This window comes from Streptomyces sp. NPDC091649, from assembly GCF_044756785.1.
Taxonomy (GTDB): Bacteria; Actinomycetota; Actinomycetes; order Streptomycetales; family Streptomycetaceae; genus Streptomyces.
This window is the reverse complement of the sequence record NZ_JBIVTR010000002.1, coordinates 220403-241198: the sequence shown is the minus strand read 5'-3', so window position 1 is coordinate 241198 and position 20796 is coordinate 220403. Positions and strand designations below refer to the sequence as shown.

Sequence of the window (20796 nt, the reverse complement as noted above, 5' to 3'; positions counted from 1 at the left end):
ATCAGTGGTCCCCCTGGTGGCGCAGTGTGACCGCCGGGTCCCCGCGGCGGAGGGCCATCGTCGCGACGATCACGAGCGGCAGGGCGGCGACCCCGGCCAGCAGCGCCGCGACCTGCCCGGCGGGCAGCTCGACCAGCACCGGCGGAACGGGCCGGTCCGCCTGCCCGGTCAGCACGATGAGCGGGACGACGGCCCGGGTCAGCACCGTGCCGATGCCCAGCCCGATGAGCAGGGCGAGGGCGATCAGCACTCCTTGTTCGGCGGCGATCATGCGGGCCAGCTGGCGGCGCGGCGCGCCGAGCGCCCGCAACACGCCGAGTTCGGCGGACCGTTCGCGCCGCGACCCCGAGGCGCTCACCGCGAAGCCGACCGCGGCCAGCGCGGCGGCGACCACCGCGACGGCCGGCAACGCCGACTGCGGCCCCGCGCCCAGCGGGTCGTCCACCAGCCGCCGGGCGGCCTCCGCACGGACGAGGACCTGGGCCGGATCGGTGTCCGGCAGGGCGCGCAGGGCGGCGGCCGCCTTCGCGGCGTCGCCCGGGGCGGCGCTCAGCCACCACTCGTTCGCCTCGATCGTGGCGGTCGGCCGGTGGGCCAGGACCGCGGTGACGGCCTTGAGGTCCAGCAGCAGCGCGCCGCCGCCCGCCGCCGCGCCGGAAGCGCCGGACGGCTCGGCGGCCCCGGTCGTCGGCAGCCGGCGCACGGCCTCCACCAGGGTCACCCGGACGGTGTTCCCGGCCAGGGTGAGGTCGATCTCGTCGCCCAGCTTCGCGTTCGTGCTCCTGAGGTAGGCGTCCGTCGCGACCGCCGCGGCCGTCGTCGCCCGCGGCCGGGCGGCGGTGATCCGCAGGGTGCTGGAGGCCGGCTCCCAGGTGTCCGCACTGCCCACGCCGGTGTCGTACGTGAAGTCGGGAAGGCCCGAGGTCCCGCTGCGCACCGGTGGTCTGCCCGGCCGGTCCTCGTCGAACTCGGTGTGCGTCATGGACGCATCCCAGCGCACCGACGCCGGTGCCGGCACCGGACGTTCGGAGCCGGCGCCGGTGACCACCCGTACGTCGCTCATCGAGATCCTGTGCTTCTGCGCGTAGTCGGACGGCGGTTCGCCGTCCACCTCGATGCCGGTCACGGCGAGACCGCCCGCCGCCGACACCGGGAAGGACACCGGGACCGGGCGGCCGTCCACGGGCACGGGACCGGCCAGCACCCGGTAGGGGAGGCCGTAGCGGTCCTCCAGGAGCACGGTGACCACGGGCGGTTCCCCGTCCGGGTACAGCGCGGGGCCGGAGCGCTTCGACGGCGCCGCGGCGATCCGCAGGTCCAGCTTCAGCCGGGTGCTGTCCCGGGGGAGTACGAGACCGGGGCGCGGGGCGGGTTCAGGGGCTATGGCCGCGAACAGCCGGCGCGGATGCCCGTCGGCGAGGTCGGACCGCATCAGCATCCGCTCGTCCGCGTGGCCGGTGTCCAGGGCGAGGACCTCGGCCGTGCGCCCGCCCGACGCCTCGACGGTCGTCCGGTAGGCCGGGGCAGCCTGCCGCACCCCTTCCAGGGCACTGTAGGAGCCGGCCGTCGCCGGACCGCTCCCGTGCCCGCCCACGAGCCGGACCGAGGCGCCGGATCCGAAGTCCGCCTGGTCGGCCTGCGAGCGGTCCCAGGAGGCACTCTGCCCGATCGCCAGCATGCCCATCGCGACCGACAGGACGAGCAGCAGCACCGGCCCCGCGCCGCGCAACGGGCGCCGGCTGAACTGCCAGCCGGCCAGGGCCGCGGGCAGCCCCCGGCCCTTGGCCGCACGCCGTTCGGCGAGCCGCGCGGCCGGCGGCAGCAGGCGCAGCGTGAGGACCGTGCCGGCGAGCAGCGCCAGCGCGGGGGCGGCGACCAGCAGGGGGTCGATCCCGAGGTTGCCCGCCTGGTCGCCGCTGAGCGCCCCGCCGCCGGACTGCCGGTCCAGCTGCCAGTACGCCACCGCCGCGACGAGGAGCAGCCCGAGGTCCGCGCCCGCCCGCACCGGCCCGGGCAGCGACGCGGCCCGGGCCCGGCGCCCGCCGGACCCGGCCGCCAGCGACGGGGCCACCACCGCGAGGGCGCAGGCCAGCGCGACGGCGGCGGAGACCAGCCACACGGTGCCGGTCGAGGTCTCGCCGACCTTCAGCCCGATCCGGGAAAGGGCGCTCCGCTCGGCGAGCAGTCCGGTCAGCGGCCCGGCGAGCAGGGGGGCGACCACCGCGGCGGGCACCGCGAGCAACAGCGCCTCGATCGCGGCGAAGGAGGTGATCCGGCCCCGGGAACCGCCCCGGGCGCGCAGCAGTTCGCGTTCGCCGTCGCGCTCGCTGTTCAGCAGCCGGGCCACGAGCAGCAGCGCGTACGCGGCGAGCAGCACCAGCTGCACCGCGACGATCATCAGCGTGGAACGGGAGACCAACAGCGCCCGGTCGAGCTGGTCGAGGACGGTGGGCAGCGAGGTCCGGGCACTGACGCCTGAGGCGAACACCGGGGCCGCCGCCAGGGCCTTCGGGGCCCGTGCCGACGCAGTGCGCAGCCCCTCCATGGAGCCGGTGGTCAGCGTGGCGAAGTCCGCGACGGCCAGCCAGGACGTCTCCCCGTCGCCCAGTGCGCCCGAGGCGAGGACCGAGGGGTCGGTGAGCAGGGGGCCGTACGTCGTGAAGGCCAGTTCGCGCACTCCGCGCCCGCCGAGGGGGTCCAGTTGCCAGTACGGGTCCGACAGGTCGGCGGCCTCGTAGACGCCGGTGACCAGGACCCGCTGCTTCTCGTCGCGCAGCCGGTCGGTGACGGTGAGCCGTGCGCCGGGCTTCAGCTTCAGCGCCTCGGCGGCGACGACGGGCAGCGCGACCTGCACGGGTCCGCCGCCGTCCGAGGCCCCCGGCGCCCTTCCCTCGGTGATCCGCACCCGGCCGCGGTCGAGGGCGGCGAAGTGGGTGAGGTCCGGCTCGCCGCGCCGGGCGGCCGGGTCCTGGAGGCTTCGCGGCAGCGCGTACGACCCCGAGCCCTCCAGCTTCCCCACCGTCACGGGCAGCCCGTCGAAGGCGGCGCGGGAAGCGGAGCGGACGGCCTCATCGGCCTCCGCGCGCTGTTCGTGGCCGACCGAGGCGGAGACGACGAGGGCGGCCGAGGCGGCCGACCCGTGGGTCAGCGTGTGGCGCAGGGACGCGTCGCCCACGGAACCGGAGAACGCGGTGAGCGCGGCCAGGACGGAGGTGGTCAGCAGGACGGCGACCACGGCCGCGGACAGCAGGAGGCGATGAGCCCTCACCCGCAGAAGGACGAAACCCGTCACCTGATCCCCCAGCCCGGAAACACCCCGTGTGCGCACGCCCCCCGACGTACCGGTGATGCTTTCAGAGGCGGCAGGGTTCTGGTAACCGCTTACCGGCGCACCTTGATGCGATCGTGATCGTTATGCGGAGGTGGAGCGCCGGATTCCGGAGTCGCCCGGTCACGGACCGTCGCCCCGGCCGTCCCCGCGGCGGCCGTGCCGCGGGGATCGGTGACGACCGTCCGGCGGCGGCCGGTTCAGTCCGCGGTGTTGACCATCGAGGCGGCGGCGTACGTCAGGTAGTCCCACAGCTGTCGCTCGTGCTCGGGGGCTAGCTCCAGCTCGTCCAGCGCGACCCGCATATGGGAGAGCCAGGCGTCGTGGGCCGCCCGGTCCACGCGGAACGGCGCGTGCCGCATCCGCAGCCGCGGGTGGCCCCGGTGGTCGCTGTAGGTGCGCGGGCCGCCCCAGTACTGCATCAGGAACAGCGCGAACCGCTCCTCCGCGGGGCCCAGATCGGCCTCCGGATACATCGGCCGCAGCAGCTCGTCGCCCGCCACGCCCTCGTAGAAGCGGTGGACCAGGCGCCGGAAGGTCGCCTCGCCGCCGACCTGCTCGTAGAAGGTCTGCTCCTGCAGCGTGTCGCGCGGAATCTCAGTCACCGCTCCATGGTCGCAGACGCTCCGGCCGAAGACAGGAGTCCTAGGACCAAGGGAGGGGGGCGCGGGGCCGGAATCCGTCCCGTCCGCCCGGCTCGCCCGCGCGGTTTCGGCGCAGGACAGTGGAGACATGGGCGCACACCGGCAAGGAACCTCCCCGTCCGTACCCGGCACCGGGGCCGACGCAGCGCGGCAGGCCCTCGTGCGGGAGATCGCCGCGCAGGGCGGGCTCACCGACCCCGCCTGGCGTACGGCCTTCGCCGAGGTGCCCCGGCATCTGTTCGTGCCGTTCTACTACGTGCGCGGAATCCGGGGTTACGAACGCCTCTGGGGCGAGGACCCCGACCCCGGCCGGCGTTCCCGCTGGCTGCGCGGCGTGTACACGGACGAGGCGCTGGCCACCCGGCTCAGGGACGGCGAACTCGTCTCGTCCTCCAGCCAGCCCTCCCTGATGGCCCTCATGCTCGACGCCCTCGACGTACGGGAGGGGGACACGGTCCTGGAGATCGGCACCGGCTCCGGCTACAACGCGGCGCTGCTCGCCCACCGGCTCGGCGACGCCGCGGTGACCAGCGTCGATCTGGACGCGGAGATCACGGAGTCGGCCCGCGGCCACCTCGCCACGGCCCGATACCGCCCGACGGTGGTCACCGGCGACGGGGCCCGGGGCTGCCCGCGACGCGCCCCGTTCGACCGGATCATCGCCACCTGCACCCTGCCGTCCGTGCCGCGGAGCTGGCCGGACCAGTGCCGTCCGGGGGCGCGGATCCTCGCGCCGCTCGCCACCGGCCTGATCTCGCTCCAGGTCGGCGAGACGGCGCACGGCCCCCGCGCCGAGGGGCGCTTCCTGCACACCCCGGCGTACTTCGTGCCGCTGCGCGGGGCGCTGCCCGAGCCCGGCGGCACCCCGCACCTCGGCGGACTGCCGCGCCGGGCGGCCGGGCACGACCTCTTCCGGTTCCTCCTGACCCTGACCGACGGCACGCTGGATCCGCACGAGGCCCTCTCCCTCTGGGAGCGGGAGGAGCGCCCGCAGCGGGAGAGGTACGGCATCACGGTCGACCGGGGCCGGCAGTGGGCCTGGCTCGACGACCCGCGGGGCCCGTACACCTGGCCGCTGCCGGCCGGATGAGGCGCCGGCGGTTCAGTCCCGGCGGACCGTGATCGTCGTCCAGGCCCCGACGTGCACCTGGTCGCCGTCCTGGAGCTGCACGGGGACGTAGGGCTGGATCGGGTCCTCGGCGCCGTTCAGGGTGGTGCCGTTGGTGGAGTTCTGGTCGACGACCGCCCAACTGCCGTCGGGCTGCCGCACCAGCACCGCGTGCTGGTGCGAGACCCCCGGGTCCTCCGGAGGCACCGACAGGTCGACGTCGGGGGACTCGCCGGTGCTCTGCCGGCGGCGCCCGATGGTGATCTGGCTCCCGGTGAGCGCAAGACGCTGCTCCGGGGAGTACGCGGGCAGGTTCAGCCCCGTCGCCTCGGGGCCGCTGCGCTGCATCATCGCGAGGAAGTAGGCGCGGTCCGGAGCGATCACCGCGGTCCAGGAGGAGGGCTGCTGGGGGCGGTCCTGGCCGGGGACGCCGCCATGCGGCCGGCCCTGGTCGTACCCCTGCCCCGGCTCCTGTTCCGGCCGCCGCCCCTGCTCCGGTCCCTGGTCCTGGCGCGGCCCCTGGTCCTGGTCCTGTTCCTGTCCCTGGTGCGGGGCAGGCTGCTGGAACCGCTGGGGCGGCTGCGGCGGCTGCGCCTGGGAGGGCGGCGGCAGCATCCAGTCGTCCCCGCCGTCGGTGTGACCGGTCGACCGCGGCGGCGCGGACGGTGCCGACTGCTGCTGCGGCGGTGCGAAGGGGGAGGACTGCTGAGGTTCGAAGGGCGAGGGCGCCGACCGCTGCGGCTCGAACGCCGAGGGCGCCGACTGCTGCTGCGGAGGCCCCTGCTGCTGGAACGAGGGCGGCGGCGGGGGACCCTGCCGGAACGACTGCGGCGGGGGCCCGCCCTGGCCGCCGTTTCCGCCCGGGCCGCCGTTTCCGTGCGGATCGCTCCGCTCGGGCGCGAGCGGCTCGGCGGCGCGGTTCATCTGCGAGGGGCGCGAGCCCTGGTAGTCGAACGGATCGCGCGGCTGGGGCGCGCCGGGCAGGCCGCCCTGCGCGCCGGGGCCGGGCTGGCCGCCGGGGCCCTGCGCCTGGAATCCGGGCGGCAGGTTGAGGCCGGGCGGAGGCCCGCCGGGCGTGCTGTGCTGCGGGGCCAGCGGGGTGTACGACGTCGCCGTGTTGGTGAGGAAGTTCCAGCGGCACTCCTCGCAGAACGGCGCCATCGCCTCACGCGGCGTGCGGCACTGCGGGCAGAGTTCCGCCTGCATGGTGGGTGGGCCGTCACCGGAGTCCTGTTGCGGGTAGCCGTAGCCGGGCGCGGGCGGCGGAGGCGGGGGCGCGGCGCCCGCGGGCGCACCGCCGGTGGCCATGCGGTGTCCGCAGACCTCGCACCAGTCCTCGGAACCCGACTGGTGTCCGTTCGGGCAGGTCGGCATGTCGGCGCTTCCCCCTCTCCTCGTCCGGCCGCGGAGGCCGTCATGCTGTCGATCGCGGCGTCGTTGCTCAGCGAACACGTGTGGCTGCTCTGTGCTCACGGCCCGGTGGTCGTCCGATGACCGTGCCGTGCTACTTCTTGACGCGAACGGTCTTGGTGGAGCGCGTTTCGAGGGTCATCTCGTCCGCCTCCGCGACCTTCGCCTTCAGTCGCACAGTACCCGTCGCGGCATCGACGACGTCGACCACCTTCGAAAGCAGTTTCGCAGTGTCCTGGTTCCCGGACGCCGATGCCAGCTGCACCGCCCGGCCCAGTTTCGCCGTCGCGCCGTCGAGGTCGCCCGACTTGCGTGCGTCCAGGCCCTGCTGGATGACGTGTGCCAGTTCCGCCTGGCCCGTGTAGTGCGCGACCTGCGGATTGATCGAGGTGGACGCCACCATGTCGTCCGTCCACACGGCTCGCACGAGCCCCTGCGACACGGTTTGCGGGGCGCCCGCGCCCGAGGGGCCGGGCAGGACCAGCGAGACGCGGGCGGCCAGCATCTCCTGGCCGATGCCGGCCTCCGGAACCAGGACGCACACGTGGTAGTCGCGGGACTCGTCGCCCCAGGAGCCGGTCGGATAGTCCCCGGCCCGGGGGCCCGCCCCGGTGCGCCGGTCGGTGAGGTCCGCGACGGCGGGCGCGACCTGCTTCACGAACCTGATCTCCGCGCCCACCGGCGTCCAGAGCCGCAGTGCCACGTCCGCGACCTCCTTGCCCATGGCGTTCTCCATCATCCGCGTGAAGTCCGCGGCCAGCCCCGAGGGGTCGGCGACGATGTCGGCCGTGCCGAGGAGGGCGGCGGCGATGCCGGTGACCTCCTTCACCTCCCAGTCGGTGCCCACCCCGCGGGCGTCGCAGGTGAACCGGCCGGCGCAGGACTCCAGCGCCGTCCGCAGGTCTTCGGGCGCCTCGTGCTCGTTGCGGCCGTCGGTCAGCAGGATGCCGTGCCGGATGCCCACCTCGGCCGCGCCCAGCAGCCGGTCGGCCAGCCGCAGCCAGGTGCCGATCGCGGTGCCCCCGCCCGCGCTCAGCTTCCGCAGGGCCTCCTTGGCCCCGGCTTTCGTCCGCTGGTCGGCGACCGCGAGCCGCCCGTCGCCCGGATAGACGTCCTTGGCCACATGCGTCCCGGCGACCACCGCGAACCGGGTGCCCTCGCGCAGGGCGTCGACGGCCGCCGCCGTCGCGTCGCGCGCGTTGCGCATCTTCGTCGGCGGGTAGTCCATGGAGCCCGAGCAGTCGACCATCAGCACCACGGCCGCGTCGGGGCCCTGCCCCGGCCCGTACGCGGGCGCCGAACCCGCCGGCGGCGTCCCCCCGGTGGTTCCGCCGCCGGTCGAGGTGACGGTGACGATCGCGTTGACCTCACGGCCGCCCTCGGGCAGAAACGCGTTCTGGTACACCTCGACGGAGAACCGCGGCACGTTCGACTTGGAGAAGTTGGCCATCTGGTCGGCTCCTTGGGGCTCCACGGGATCAGGTGACGAGGGGGCGCGGGGTCGGGGCAGGGGCGGAGAGGCGCCTCAAACGGTGTCGCAGGCCGATCCTGCCCCCGGCGGTCGCACGGCGAACGGCAGAAGCGCCACTGTTACGTTGTCGTGGCCCCCGCCGTCGAGCGCGTGTCCGACGAGCACCTGGGCGCCCCGCAGCGGGTGTTCATGGGCATCGGCCGGAACGGCCGCGGCCATCTCCTCGGCTGATTCCGCGTAGTTCCACAGGCCGTCCGTGCAGACGACCACCAGGCCCGGCCGGTCCGGCTTGAACGCGGCCGTGTGCGGCTCCAGTTCGTACGCGTCGGCGCCGAGCCAGCCGGTGATGGCGTGGGCCCGGTCGTCCGCGTACGCCTCGGCCTCGTTCATCAGGCCGGCCGCCACCATCTGAGCGGCCCAGGAGTCGTCCTCGGTGAGCCGGGTGGTCGGCTGGGCCCGGTCCTCCGGCACCCAGTAGACCCGGCTGTCACCGACCCAGCCGACGACCAGCAGGCTGCCCGCCGTGATCGCGCCGACCAGGGTGCAGGCCGGGGCGTTCTGGTGGCGGTGCGCGTCGTGCTCCACCGCCGTGGCCGGGTCCTGTGCCAGGGCGTTGACGGCCTCGGCCGCGGCGACGATCGCCTCGTGCATCGCCTGCTGCGGGTGCGTGCCGCGCGGCAGGGCCTCCAGCAGCGTTTCGTTGGCGGCGCTCGCGGCGGCCGCCGACGCCTCGTCGGGCCGGCTCGCCGAGGAGACGCCGTCGCAGACGATCGCGACGACGGCGGGCGAACCGTCCGGCAGCGCGGTCGAGGACACCGCGAAGGAGTCCTCGTTGCGGTGGTGCCGCAGACCCCGGTCGCTGACGGCGGCCACGGCGTCCAGCTCCTGCTCCATGTGGTCGCGCTCACGGGGCTGGGCGTGCCCGCAGTTCTCGCAGTAGCCGTCGGGGTCCACCCGGCCGGAGCGGCAGGCCACACAGACCTTCGTTCCCGGAGCGGGGGCGGGGGCGACGGCGGGCGGCGCGGGGGTGTGCTCCGCCGTACGGGGATCGGGCGCGGCCAGCGCGAAGTCACCGTCCGCCGCTTCCCCCGGGGCGGACGCCCGGTCGTCGTGGCGCACCGGGACGGCCGCGGGCTCCGGCACGCCCACCGGCCCCGGCTCGGGCGGGGAGGCCGCGCCCGGCTCCGTTCCGGGCCGCGGCTCCGGCAGCGGCCCCCGCTCCGGCACGGGTCCCTGCTCCAGAACGGGACCCTGCTCCGGCAACGGTCCCCGCGCCGGCCCCGACAGCGGCCGGCCGCCCGAATCCGTCCCCGGCAGGTCGGCCGGGCGGTGCACGGGGGCGGGTACGTCCGAGCTGTCGGCCTCCGCGGCCGCGGGCCACCGCACGGGCTCTGCCGGCGGTTCGGCCGGGGGCACGGCGATGGCCATCGTGGGCCGGTCGTCGGGGCGCGCCGGAACGGCCGAGAGGTCGTAGCCGCACGCCCCGCAGAACAGATCGCCCGCATCCAGCGGCTCCTCGCAGCCGGGGCACTTCGGGAGGGCGGGCTGCTGGTGGCTCTGTGACATCTTCACACCCACGTCCGGGGGCGGAAACGGTTGGCCCGCTCCACCAGTTCGATCCTCTCGTCGCCCCGCTGCGCGAGACGGGCGAGCTTGCGGTACGAGCGTTCCAGCCCGAACCGCAGTCCCCGCTCGTCGAGTTCGGCGCCGAGCAGCTTGCGTGCACCGGGACTGCCGGCGGCCGGTCCGCCCGGCCCCGGAAGACCGGGACTACCGGAGAGTACCCAGTCCAGCGCCTTGCCCAGTACTTCGGTCGACAGCTGCTCGTGGCGCACCGGGTCCAGATCGAAGGCTGCCAGCGCCGCCACCTGGACCCCGGCGGCCGTCAGATCGGCCAGCAGCGGCTCCTGGTGCGAGCGCTCGCGCAGCCGCGCCCGGACGGCCGCGACCCGCGCCGCCGTGTAGTGGATCGAGGACTCCGGCACCGACTCCAGGGTGCTCACCGCCGCGCCCCGCTCACCGGCGGCGATCCGCACCCGGGCCAGGCCGAACGCGGCACTGACGAAGCCCGGATCGGTCGCCCACACCAGGCGGTAGTACTCGGCGGCGTTGTCCAGCCGGCCCAGCACCTCCGCGCAGATCCCGAGCGCCAGCTTGGGCGCGGTCTCACCGGGGAACGCGTCGTAGACCGCGTCGAAGGAGAGCGCCGCCGTCTCGTGGTCGCCGGTCACCAGCGAGGTGACGCCGCGGTACCAGACGACCCGCCAGTCGTCGGGGTGTTCACCCTCCAGGGTGGTCAGGGCGCGGACGGCCGATTCCAGCTCCCGCATCTCCAGCCGGGCCCGCAGCTCCCGCAGCCGGGTCTCCAGGGACGGGGCCGGCACCGTGTGCAGAGCCGTGATGAGCTCGGCCGGGGCGGAGGCCATCAGCCCGGCGAGGAAACCGGCGTTCGGGTCCGCCGCGTCGACCCGTGGGACCGGCAGCGCCAGCGAGGTGGCCCGCGGGTCGAACTGGGCGAGCCGGACACCCCCGGCCGTCGCCCCGGAGGGCCCGTACGGGCCGGTCGCGGCGTACGGCCCGGCCGGCGTGCCCGGGGCCGGCTCGGCCGCCCGGGGAGCCGGAACGGGAGCGTGTGCCGGGGCAGCGCACGGGAGCGGTGCGCCGCCCTGTGCGGCCCCCCGCACATGCGTGGGCGGCGCGGCCAGCGGAGCGGCCCCCGCCGGGCCGGGCGGCTGGGCGCCCACCGGCAGCGCCCCGGCCACCGCGGATGCCGCCGCCCCCGGCGCGACCGGTGCCGTGCCGCCGTACGCCTGCCGGGCGCCGGCCTGCGCCGGAACGGTGGCCGACGGCCGGCCGCGGCCCCTGCGGCGGCCCAGGAGCCCACCACCGGAGCCGGTGTCCCGGCCGCCCAGCAGGGAGGCGTCGTCCGTCTGCCGGGCGAACAACTCCGTGTCGACCACGCGCGGTTCCGCTCCGAACAGCGTGGAAAGAGCGGGGCGCGGCCGTCCCGTCTGCAGGGCGACGACCTCCCGCAGCACTCCCGTCAGCTGCTCGGTCATCTCCGCGGCGGAGGCGAACCGCCGGGCCGGGTCCGGATCGGTGGCCCGCACCAGCAGCCGGTAGAACGACTCGTAGGTACGGAGCACCTCGATGGCGTCCGGGTCCGGCAGCGAGTCCACGAAGACGTTCGTGTACCCCTGGAAGTCGAAGGTGAGGACCGCCAGCGTCCGGGCGACCGTGTACAGGTCGGAGGCGACCGACGGGCCCAGTTCCGCGATCTCGGGGGCCTGGTAGCCGACCGTGCCGTAGATGGCCGACTCGTCGTCGTCCATCCTGCGCACCGCGCCCATGTCGATCAGCTTGAGCTGGTCCTCGGTCTGGATCGCGTTGTCGACCTTGAAGTCGCAGTAGAGGAGGTTGCGGCTGTGCAGGTGGCCCAGTGCCTCCAGCGCCTCGATCCCGTACGCGCACGCCTGCTCGACCGGTAGCGGGTCACGCTTCCCGGCCGGGGTGCGGCGTTCGTTGGCGATCTCCTTGAGCGCCTTGCCGCCGACGTACTCCATCACGATGTAGCCGTCGAGCGAGCCGGTCCGCTGGTCCAGGTGCTCGACGAAGTTGTAGATCCGGACGATGTTGGCGTGCTCGATCTCGGCGAGGAAGCGGCGCTCGGAGATCGCGGCGGCCATCGCGTCCTGGTCGCCGGTGTCCAGCAGACCCTTGAGGACCACCCAGCGGTCCGACACGGCCCGGTCCACCGCGAGATACACCCAGCCGAGCCCGCCGTGCGCCAGACAGCCCGCGACCTCGTACTGGCCGTGCACGATGTCGCCGGCGCCCAGCTTCGGCACGAAGGAATAGGGGTGTCCGCACTTGGTGCAGAACCCCTCGGTACGGCCCGGCCGTTCACCGCGGGAGCGGCCCACCGGCGCTCCGCAGTCGGAGCGGGAGCAGAACCGCTTGCGCTCGGGCACCTCCGGGTTCTCCATCACGGCCGTGCGCGGGTCGGGCCGCGGCACGTCCGGGACCTCCACCAGGCCGGCGCCCAGCCGCCCCCGGCCCGAGGCCGCCGACGCCGAGCCCGAGGAACGCACCGAGACGGAGCGGGAGGCGGACGCCCCGGACAGCGAGCGCGAGAGCCGGCCGGAGACCGAGCGGCGCGAGGTCGACGAACGGGACGAGGAGCGCCCTGAGGCGCGGGAGCCCGAACGCGCCGAGGAGCTGTCACGGCCGCTCGCCCGGCCGCCCCCGGCGATCCCGGTGGGCGGCGAGCTGACCATGCCGGTCGGCGAGACGACCGGGGCCAGACCGCAGGTGTCGCAGTACAGCTCGCCGCCGCCCATGTCCTCGTAGTTCCCCTCGCAGGCGGGGCGCTGGCACCGCGTACTCATCGTGTCTCCCCCTGTCCGCCCGCGCCCCGTCGGTCCTGAGGACCCTCCGGCCGGTACGGCGTCAGCGTGTCCGCGACGGCGTGCTGGTAGCGCTGGACGGCCTGCTCGGCCATCCGGAGATCGCACGGGGCGCTCCACAGCATGCGGCGCGCCGCGTCGTACCGCTCGATGAGCACCGGGTCCTCCGCCAGACCGTGCCGGGCCACCTTCGCCTTGTACGCGTCGAGCCGGCCGCGCAGCTCCGCGCGGACCGCCAACGGAGCCGTCACCGAGGTCAGCGACTCACGGGCGCGCAGCAGTTCGTCCTCGGCCTCCTGTTCCAGCGACTCCAGGAGCGGCGAGAGCCGGTGCCACTGGGCGCGCCTGCGGTGGTCGGAAGCGGCCGCCAGACGCTCCTGGAGGGCGGTCGGCGGCCCGCTGACCGCGGGCACCTCGGAGGCGGCGATCTTGGCCAGCACCTCGCCGCGCGCCGCCCGTGCCTCCGTCAGGGTGCGGTCGGCCCGCGAGAGCACGTCCCGCAACCGCACGAGGCGGGCCTCGGCGTCCTGCCGGACCGTGAGCACCGCCTCGATCTCCCGCCGTACGTCCTCCAGGGCGCGGGCGGCCCGGTCGTAGCGCGAGGTGTCGGGGCGGCCGCCGCCGGGCGCGGCGCTGCCGGGCCCCGGCAGCCAGAACGCCAGCGGGTCCGAGATCACCTGCACCCGAAGCGTGGTCAGCTCCTCGGTGATCTCCGCCAGATCGTCCCCGGCCGGGTGCTCACCGGGCCGCACCCCCACGGAGTGCGCCAGCGAACGCGTCCGGTGCAACTCCGCCGCGAGCAGGTCGATCCGGGCGGGCAGCGCCGACCAGACGGCGTCGGAGGCGACGACCATGTCCAGCGACCTGGCGTACAGCTCGTTCATCCGGGCGACCAGCTCCTGGAGCGAGAACCGCTCGGCCAGCCTGGCCGGGCCCGCCGCCGAGGGCGGAGGCACCGCGCCCGGGTTGGCGACGGTGACCGCCTCCCCGCGCAGCAGGCCGGTCAGCGCGACGAGGTCGTCCCGGTTCGGGTGACGCCGCCGCGCACGGATCTCACGGGCCCGGGACAGGGCGCCCGCGTACGCGTCGAAGTACTCCCACAGGAGGGTGATCGACTGCTCGGTCGTGGCCCAGCGCTCCCGGGTGACGCCGGTCAGCTCGGCGCCCTCCAGGAGCCGGCGGCCGGCATGGTCCTGGAGGGCGAGGAGCGAGGTCTCGATGGCCTCGTGCTCCGCACCGAGCCGGGCCAGCGCACGGTCCGCCTCCTCCCGGTCCATGACCGGGCCGGGGGGCCTCCCCGCGTAGCTGGGGAAGGATCCCGCGACGCCCATCGATCACCTCTCCGCTCTCCCCGCCGGGCCGGTGGGCCCGACGGGATCCGTCTGCTTCGGTCCGCTCCGGTCCGCACGTTCCGGTCCGTGCGTCCTGGTCCGTTCGTTCCGGTCCGTGCGTGCTGCCGTGCGCGCCGCTCCGGTCCGGCCGTGTACGGGGTGCTACCCGGTCGGGCGCTTCGGTATTACGGGGCGGGCGGTGCCTTGATGCCGGGCAGGCCGGCCGCCAGCCAGTGGCGGTACGACGTCATCCAGGCGCTGTTCTCGCCGCCGGCGCGGTAGTCGACGAGGACCTTGTTCACCCGGGCCACCAGGTCGTCGGCGCCCTTCTTCGCCGCGACGCCGTAGTACTCGGTGGTGAACGGGGCCTTCCCCTTCAGCTCCACCGCCGGGTCCTGCGCCGCCTGACCGGCCGCCAGGGCGTTGTCCGTGACGATCGCGTCGACCTCGCCGAGCTGGAGCCGCACCAGGCAGTCCAGCTGGTTGGGCACGGTCAGCAGGTCCCGGTCGCGCTCGGTGCCGTCGAAGTCGTCCTTGTAGAGCGCCCCGAAGGACTTCTTCTCCAGCGCCTCGTACGCGGTCGAGCCCTCGGCCGAGCAGACCCGCTTGCCCTTGAGCGACGTGTTGTAGCCGGTGATCGTGGACCCCTTCGGGGCGAGCACCTGCTGTCCCGCCCGGAAGTAAGCGGTGGAGAAGGAGACCTGCTCCAGCCGCTCGCAGTTGATCGTCATCGTCCGTACGACGATGTCGACGCGGTCTCTCTCCAGTGCGGCGATGCGCTGGTTGGTGGGGATCGCGCGGAAGACCACCGCGTCCGGGTCGCCCAGGATGTCCTCGGCGATGGCCCGCACCAGATCGATGTCGAACCCCTCCAGCCTCCGGGTCTCCGGATTGCGGTAGCCCCAACGGAAGCTGTTCTGGTCGACGCCCGCGATCAGCTTGCCGCGCTGCTTGATGCCGTCGACGGCCGGTCCGTCGGCCCCCGACGCGGGCGGGCTAGCCCCCGGTTCGGCGCACTCCTCGGCCAGCGTCCGGTCGGCCGTCACCGCCCCGCCGCCCGGGGCGCCCTCCCCGGCCGCCCCGCCGTCGTGGCGGGCCAGTGGCAACAGGGTGACCGCGGCCGTGACCGCGCATGCCGCCGCCATCCCCGTCACGCCGCCCCAGCCGCGCAGGCCGCCGCGCCCGTACCGGTCCCTCGCCCTGCTCATCGCTGCCCCTCTCACCGGTACTCCGAGAGCCTGCGGTTGACCCCGAGGATCACGGCGGCGGCCCCCAGCGCCGCCAGCACCGCCGCCCCCGTCGGCAGGCCGCGCAGGGCCCCGCGCCCGTCCTTCGCCGCCGAGGTGAACTCGTCCTCCTCGTGGGCGAGCGCCTTCTTCAGCGCGGCGTCCACCTGCTGGAAGGAACGCCCGGTGGACGCGCCGGTCCCGATGACCTGCTTCAGCGCGCCGTCGTAGTCGCCCCGGTCGTCCGTGGCACGGGCCGAGCGGTGGCGGGCCTGCCACTGGGCCACTCCGTCCGCGGCCTCGGCCAGCGGTGCGCTTCCCCTCTCGTCGTCCGCGAGCCGCCCGGCCTTCTTCACCTGGGCCTCCAGCGCCCGCATTCCCGTGGTGTAGTCGGCCTCGTACCGGTCGGCGGAGCCGTCGGGAGTCAGCACCGCGCCGCGCGCCACCAGGGTGAGGTTCTCGTTGGCGCGGGCCTTCAGCGAGCTGATCCGCGCGTCGTTGAGCACGTCCAGGGAAGCCTGGCCGTGCACCATCGCCGACCGCAGCTCCGCACGGGCCACGGTGTGCCCCACGGCCAGCCAGAGCACCACCACCGAGGCGGCGGCCGTCGCCGCCAGCAGCCCGTGGTTCAGCACCCGGTTCGTCCGGCGGTAGGTGCGCCGCTGCATCCACACCAGCGCGCCGAGTACCAGCACCCCGGCGCCGAGCGACAGGAGGGGCCACCGCCGGGCGTCGGCGGAGTCCGACTCCAGCCGGCCCGTCTCCGCCGCGTACAGCCGCTCGGCGGCCGGCAGCATCTCGCCGGCCATCTTCTGGTTCGCGTACCGGAGATAGGCGCCGCCCAGCGGCAGGCCCTGGCGGTTGTTGGCGCGGGCGCGCTCGACCAGGCCCGTGTAGACCGGGAGCAGCTTGTTGAGGGTGGCTATCTCACGGCTGGACGCGCTGCCGGAGTCGGTGTTCCCCGACGCCTTCACCAGCAGCCGGGCCGCCTCCTCGATGTCCTCGCGGTACTGCTCGCGCACGGCCTCGGGCTCCTGCGCGCCCGCGAGGAACCCGCTGGCCGCCGCCGTGTCCGCGTCCGCCAGGAAGCGGTAGACGTCCGCCGCGTCGGCACTGAGCGGCTGACTGCGGCTGACCACGTCGTCGGCCGCGGAGGCGCGCTGCGAGACCTCCAGCGTGGTCACCGCGCCGAACGCCACGACCAGCAGGGCGAGTACGGCCCCGACGATCCGGAGCCGGCCGGGCTCGGTCGTCGACACGGCGCGCAGGCGGTCCGTCCGCGCGGTCCACGCGGCCCGGGGCCGTGTGTCCACGCCGACGGGCGCGGACACCGGATCCGGGGCGCGCAGCGTCTGCGAGCCGCCGCTCGGCGGGTGTGTCATTCGACCTCCCCCTCGGTCACTGCGGGCGGGCCCCCGGTCCCCGGCGCGAGGACGTGTGCCCGGCCAGAAGTATGGCGGCGGGGACGGACGTTCACACCGGGAACATCCGGACCCGCGGCCGCCCCCGCGTCGCTCCCCGTATCAGACCGGCATCGGTCCCCGCATTCGATCAGGGCGGAAGCGGCCGATCAAGGCAAGCGGCGCAACGTGCCCGGATACATCCCCATAAGCGAACGGACCCCCCATCAAGTACACGTTCCGGAACCGCGATCGGTTCCCTCGCGCCCCACCCGGTCCGGGCGTTCACCCGAACGAGGGGCGTCCCCCCACGCGCATCGCGTGAGGGGACGCCCTGTGACGTACGGGACGCCGTGGTCCTCAGGAATACCGCGCGCGCAGCCTCCGGTGGACCTCCGGCGCCGCGCCCGTACGGTCCAGGCCCAGCAGCGCCGCGCCCAGCACCGGCGGCTCGGACACGACGCGCACCTCGGCCTTCGGGGCGCGGGCCACGAGGAGTCCGGCGATCCGGTCGTTCAGCTGCGGGTGGCGCGCGGCCAGCACACTGCCGCCCAGCAGCACCGGAACCTCCTCGTCCAGCAGGCCGAGCCGCGCCAGCGCGACCGAGGCCATCGCCACCACCTCCTCGGCCAGCCGTTCCACCAGTGCGCGGGCCACCGGGTCACCGCCCGCGGCCGTGGCGAACAGCACCGGCGTCAGCTCGTGCCGACGCGCCGACGATATCCGGCCCCGATGCAGCGCCTCGATGAGCCCGTACATCGAGTCGAGCCCGAAGTGGCCCGGCAGCGCACGGGCCAGCTCGGACGGCTCCCCGCGCCCGTCCTCGGCCCGCGCGGCGAACCACAGCGCCTCCTCCGCGAGCCCCGAACCGCCGCCCCAGTCACCGGATATCCGCCCGATCGCGGGGAAGCGGGCGGTCCGCCCGTCCGGGGTCATCCCCACACAGTTGATGCCGGCCCCGCACACCACCGCGACCCCCCGGGGCTCGTCCACCCCGGCGCGCAGGATCGCGAAGGTGTCGTTGCGCACCTCCACCGAGGAGCCCCACCCGCGGGCCTCCAGGGCACGCGTCAACTCGGCCTCCTCGACCGGAAGATCGGCGTTGGCCAGGCAGGCGGAGACATGGACGGGGGAGCCGGGCGAGCCGAGCGGGTTGTACGGGCCACCGGAGACCGGCAGCCCCGCCACCGCCCGCTCCAGCACGGCGGCCAGCACGTCGATCGCGGCCTCCACGCCGACCGCCGGGGGCTGGAAACCGCCGCCGCGTGCCGTGGCCAGCACCGTGCCGTCCTCGCCGATCAGCGCCACGTCGGTCTTGCTGTTGCCCGCGTCGATGGCGACGACCGACACGTTCACGCCCACGCCAGATGCTCCCGGTTGTGCGCGATCAGCCGGTCGGTGAGGCCCTCGGCGTACTCGTACTGCCCGATCAGCGGGTGGGCGAGCAGCGCCTTGAAGACCCGGTCCCGGCCGCCGCGCAGGGCGGCTTCCAGGGCGAGGTCCTCGTACGCCGTCACGTTGGCGATCAGACCGGCGTACAGCGGGTCCAGCGCCGGGACGGCCAGCGGCGTCGCGCCGTCGTGCCCGACCCGGGCCTGGACCTCGATCACCGCGTCATCCGGGAGGAACGGCAGCGTCCCGTTGTTGTACGTGTTGACCACCTGGACCGGGGAGCCGCCGTTGCCCAGCAGGGAGGCCGCCAGGTCCACGGCCGCCTCGGAGTAGAACGCGCCGCCCCGCTTGGCGAGCAGCGCGGGCTTCTCGTCCAGTGTCGGATCGCCGTACATGGCGAGCAGTTCCTTCTCCATCGCCGCCACCTCGGCGGCGCGGGACGGCTTGGCGCCGAGCTCCCTGACCACCTCGTCGTGGGCGTAGAAGTAGCGCAGGTAGTAGGAGGGGACGACACCGAGCCGGTCGATGATCTGCCGGGGCATATGAAGGTCGTCGGCGATGGCGTCGCCGTGCTCCGCGAGCAGCCGGGGCAGGACGTTCTCGCCGTCCGGGCCGCCCAGGCGCACCCCCAGCTCCCAGGTCAGGTGGTTGAGCCCGACGTGGTCGAGGTGCACCTCGGAGGGGTTCACGTCCAGCAGCCGGGCGAACTTCCGCTGGAAGCCGATCGCCACGTTGCACAGGCCGACGGCCTTGTGCCCGGCCTGGAGCAGGGCGCGGGTGACGATGCCGACCGGATTGGTGAAGTCGATGATCCAGGCGTCCGGGTTGGCACGGCGGACCCGCTCGGCGATGTCCAGGACGACCGGCACGGTGCGCAGCGCCTTGGCGAGGCCGCCGGCGCCGGTGGTCTCCTGGCCGACGCAGCCGCACTCCAGCGGCCAGGTCTCGTCCCGGTCGCGCGCGGCCTGTCCGCCGACGCGCAGCTGGAGGAGGACCGCGTCGGCGCCGGCGACGCCCGAGTCGAGGTCGGTGGTGGTCGTGATCCTCCCGGCGTGGTCCTGTTTGGCGAAGATCCGCCGGGCGAGACCTCCCACCAGGTCCAGGCGGTCGGCCGCCGGATCGACGAGCACCAGCTCCTCGATCGGCAGCGTGTCCCGCAGCCGGGCGAATCCGTCGATCAGTTCAGGGGTGTAGGTGGACCCGCCACCCACTACTGCGAGCTTCATGTCAGCCCTTTACTCCAGTCAGTGTGACGCCCTCGACGAATGCCTTCTGGGCAAAGAAGAAGACGGCGATCACGGGGGCCATGACCAGAACGGTCGCGGCCATGGTCAGGTTCCAGTCGGTGTGGTGCGCGCCCTTGAAGGATTCGAGGCCGTAACTGAGCGTCCAGGCGGCCGGGTTCTCGGAGGCGTAGATCTGTGGTCCGAAGTAGTCGCTCCAGGCGTAGAAGAACTGGAAGAGGGCGATGGCCGCGATGCCCGGCCTGGCCATCGGCAGGACGACCTTCATCAGCGTGCGGAACTCGCCGCAGCCGTCGACCTTCGCGGCGTCCAGGTACTCGTTCGGGATGGTCAGCAGGAACTGCCGCAGCAGGAAGATGGAGAAGGCGTCACCGAAGGCCATCGGGATGATCAGCGGCCACAGCGTGCCCGACAGGTCCATCTGCTTCGCCCAGAACAGGTACATCGGGATGATGACGACCTGCGGCGGCAGCATCATCATCGAGATGACGAGCATCAGCGACAGCCGGCGGCCCCGGAAGCGGAACTTCGCCAGCGCGTACGCCACCGGGACGGACGAGAGCACCGTGAGGACGGTGCCGACGCCCGCGTACAGCAGGGTGTTGCGCCACCAGGTGAGGAAGCCCGGGGTGTTGAAGACCCGCTCGTAGTTGCCCCACTCCCAGGAGTTCGGGGTGAGGTCGCGGGTCAGCGCCTGCTGGTCGCTCATCAGCGAGGTCAGCACCACGAAGACGAACGGCAGTACGAAGAAGAGCGCGGCGGCGATCCCGAGCGAGTGCACGGCGATCCAGTGGAGCAGCGCCTTGCGGCGGGCGGTGCGCTCGGCCGGGGTCCGCGAAGAGGTCGGCGGGGCAGCCGCGGTGGTCTTTTCGACGCGTCGGGTCATGGCTCAGTCACCGGCCTGGATCAGGTTGTTGCGGCCCCGCATCAGTAGCGCGGTGAAGGTCATGGCCAGGGCGAACAGGACGAGGGCGACGACACAGGCGGCGCCGTAGTCGAAGCGCTGGAAGCCCTGGTTGTAGACGAGCTGCGGGAGCGTCAGTGTCGACTTGTCGGGATAGCCGGGTTCGAAGGACTGGCCGGAGCCGCCGATGACCCCGGAGGCGACCTTTCCGGCGACGAGAGGCTGCGTGTAGTACTGCATCGCCTGGATGACGCCCGTCACCACGGCGAACAGCACGATGGGGGAGATGTTCGGCAGCGTCACGAAGCGGAACTTCTGCCAGGCGGACGCGCCGTCCAGCTCGGCCGCCTCGTACTGCTCGGTCGGCACGTCCAGCAGCGAGGCCATGAAGATGACCATCAGATCGCCGATGCCCCACACCGCGAGCATGGTGAGCGCCGGCTTGGACCAGGAGGCGTCGTTGAACCAGCCGGGCGTCGGCAGCCCCAGGTCCCCCAGAATCGCGTTGACGGGCCCGGTGCCGGGGTTGAGCAGGAACACGAAGGCGAGCGTCGCGGCGACCGGCGGGGCCAGGTAGGGCAGGTAGAACAGCGTCCGGAAGACCCCGGTCCCCGTCTTGATCTTGGTGATGAGCATGCCGACGCCGAGACCGAAGACCACCCGGCAGCTGACCATGACGATCACCAGCCACAGCGTGTTGCGCAGCGAGGGCCAGAACATGGGGTAGTCGCTGAAGACGTAGGTCCAGTTGTCCAGCCCGTTGAAGACCGGCGTCCCGAAGCCGTCGTACGCGGTGAAGGAGAAGTAGACGGTCGAGATCATCGGGTAGACGAAGAAGACCGAGAACCCGATCAGCCACGGCGACATGAAGGCCGCCGTGCGCAGCGCCGACCTGCGGCGCTTCGAGCGCAGTGTGTGCGTCGTCATCGGAG

General features: G+C 74.0%; 14 protein-coding genes. 1 reads left to right on the top strand and 13 read right to left on the bottom strand.

Features of this window, described 5'->3' with window-relative positions:
* Position 1: 1 nt before the first annotated feature.
* Complete coding sequence (locus tag ACIQMU_RS06270; protein WP_402688298.1) at positions 2-3292, bottom strand: FtsX-like permease family protein; 3291 nt, start codon at positions 3290-3292, stop codon at positions 2-4.
* 236 nt (positions 3293-3528) lie between these two features.
* On the bottom strand, positions 3529-3933 hold the full coding sequence (locus tag ACIQMU_RS06265) for a globin (RefSeq protein ID WP_352241839.1): 405 nt from the start codon (positions 3931-3933) through the stop codon (positions 3529-3531).
* A gap of 127 nt (positions 3934-4060) precedes the next feature.
* Here ACIQMU_RS06265 and ACIQMU_RS06260 point away from each other — a divergent pair, with 127 nt between their 5' ends.
* On the top strand, positions 4061-5062 hold the full coding sequence (locus ACIQMU_RS06260) for a methyltransferase domain-containing protein (protein WP_352241841.1): 1002 nt from the start codon (positions 4061-4063) through the stop codon (positions 5060-5062).
* Positions 5063-5074: 12 nt separating this feature from the next.
* Here ACIQMU_RS06260 and ACIQMU_RS06255 read toward each other — a convergent pair whose 3' ends face one another.
* From ACIQMU_RS06255 to ACIQMU_RS06205, 11 genes are all read right to left on the bottom strand, one after another.
* Positions 5075-6454 (bottom strand): FHA domain-containing protein, encoded by a 1380-nt coding sequence (locus tag ACIQMU_RS06255; RefSeq protein ID WP_402688297.1) that lies wholly within the window; start codon positions 6452-6454, stop codon positions 5075-5077.
* 130 nt (positions 6455-6584) lie between these two features.
* Positions 6585-7940 (bottom strand): VWA domain-containing protein, encoded by a 1356-nt coding sequence (locus ACIQMU_RS06250; protein ID WP_352241843.1) that lies wholly within the window; start codon positions 7938-7940, stop codon positions 6585-6587.
* A 75-nt stretch (positions 7941-8015) separates the two neighbouring features.
* Positions 8016-9527 carry a protein phosphatase 2C domain-containing protein gene (locus ACIQMU_RS06245; protein WP_402688296.1) on the bottom strand — a complete coding sequence of 504 codons (1512 nt, stop codon included), beginning with the start codon at positions 9525-9527 and terminating at the stop codon, positions 8016-8018.
* A gap of 2 nt (positions 9528-9529) precedes the next feature.
* Positions 9530-12349 (bottom strand): tetratricopeptide repeat protein, encoded by a 2820-nt coding sequence (locus ACIQMU_RS06240; protein WP_402688295.1) that lies wholly within the window; start codon positions 12347-12349, stop codon positions 9530-9532.
* Complete coding sequence (locus ACIQMU_RS06235; RefSeq protein ID WP_352241846.1) at positions 12346-13698, bottom strand: hypothetical protein; 1353 nt, start codon at positions 13696-13698, stop codon at positions 12346-12348. Before ACIQMU_RS06235 ends, ACIQMU_RS06240 begins: the two co-directional genes overlap by 4 nt.
* A gap of 185 nt (positions 13699-13883) precedes the next feature.
* The gene (locus ACIQMU_RS06230; protein ID WP_402688294.1) at positions 13884-14906 is read right to left on the bottom strand and encodes a glutamate ABC transporter substrate-binding protein; all 1023 of its coding nucleotides are present in this window, start codon (positions 14904-14906) and stop codon (positions 13884-13886) included.
* Between the two features lie 11 nt (positions 14907-14917).
* Positions 14918-16306: a hypothetical protein gene (locus ACIQMU_RS06225; protein WP_352241848.1), complete on the bottom strand. Its 1389-nt coding sequence runs from the start codon at positions 16304-16306 to the stop codon at positions 14918-14920.
* 378 nt (positions 16307-16684) lie between these two features.
* Positions 16685-17686: an N-acetylglucosamine kinase gene (locus tag ACIQMU_RS06220; RefSeq protein ID WP_402688293.1), complete on the bottom strand. Its 1002-nt coding sequence runs from the start codon at positions 17684-17686 to the stop codon at positions 16685-16687.
* Positions 17677-18942, bottom strand: coding sequence for a 6-phospho-beta-glucosidase (locus ACIQMU_RS06215; protein ID WP_352241850.1), 1266 nt, complete (start codon positions 18940-18942; stop codon positions 17677-17679). The genes ACIQMU_RS06220 and ACIQMU_RS06215 overlap by 10 nt, the downstream gene beginning before the upstream one ends.
* 1 nt (position 18943) lies before the next feature.
* Positions 18944-19846, bottom strand: coding sequence for a carbohydrate ABC transporter permease (locus ACIQMU_RS06210; RefSeq protein WP_402688292.1), 903 nt, complete (start codon positions 19844-19846; stop codon positions 18944-18946).
* A gap of 3 nt (positions 19847-19849) precedes the next feature.
* Positions 19850-20791, bottom strand: a complete 942-nt coding sequence (locus ACIQMU_RS06205; RefSeq protein WP_402688291.1) for a carbohydrate ABC transporter permease — start codon at positions 20789-20791, stop codon at positions 19850-19852.
* Between the last annotated feature and the right edge of the window lie 5 nt (positions 20792-20796).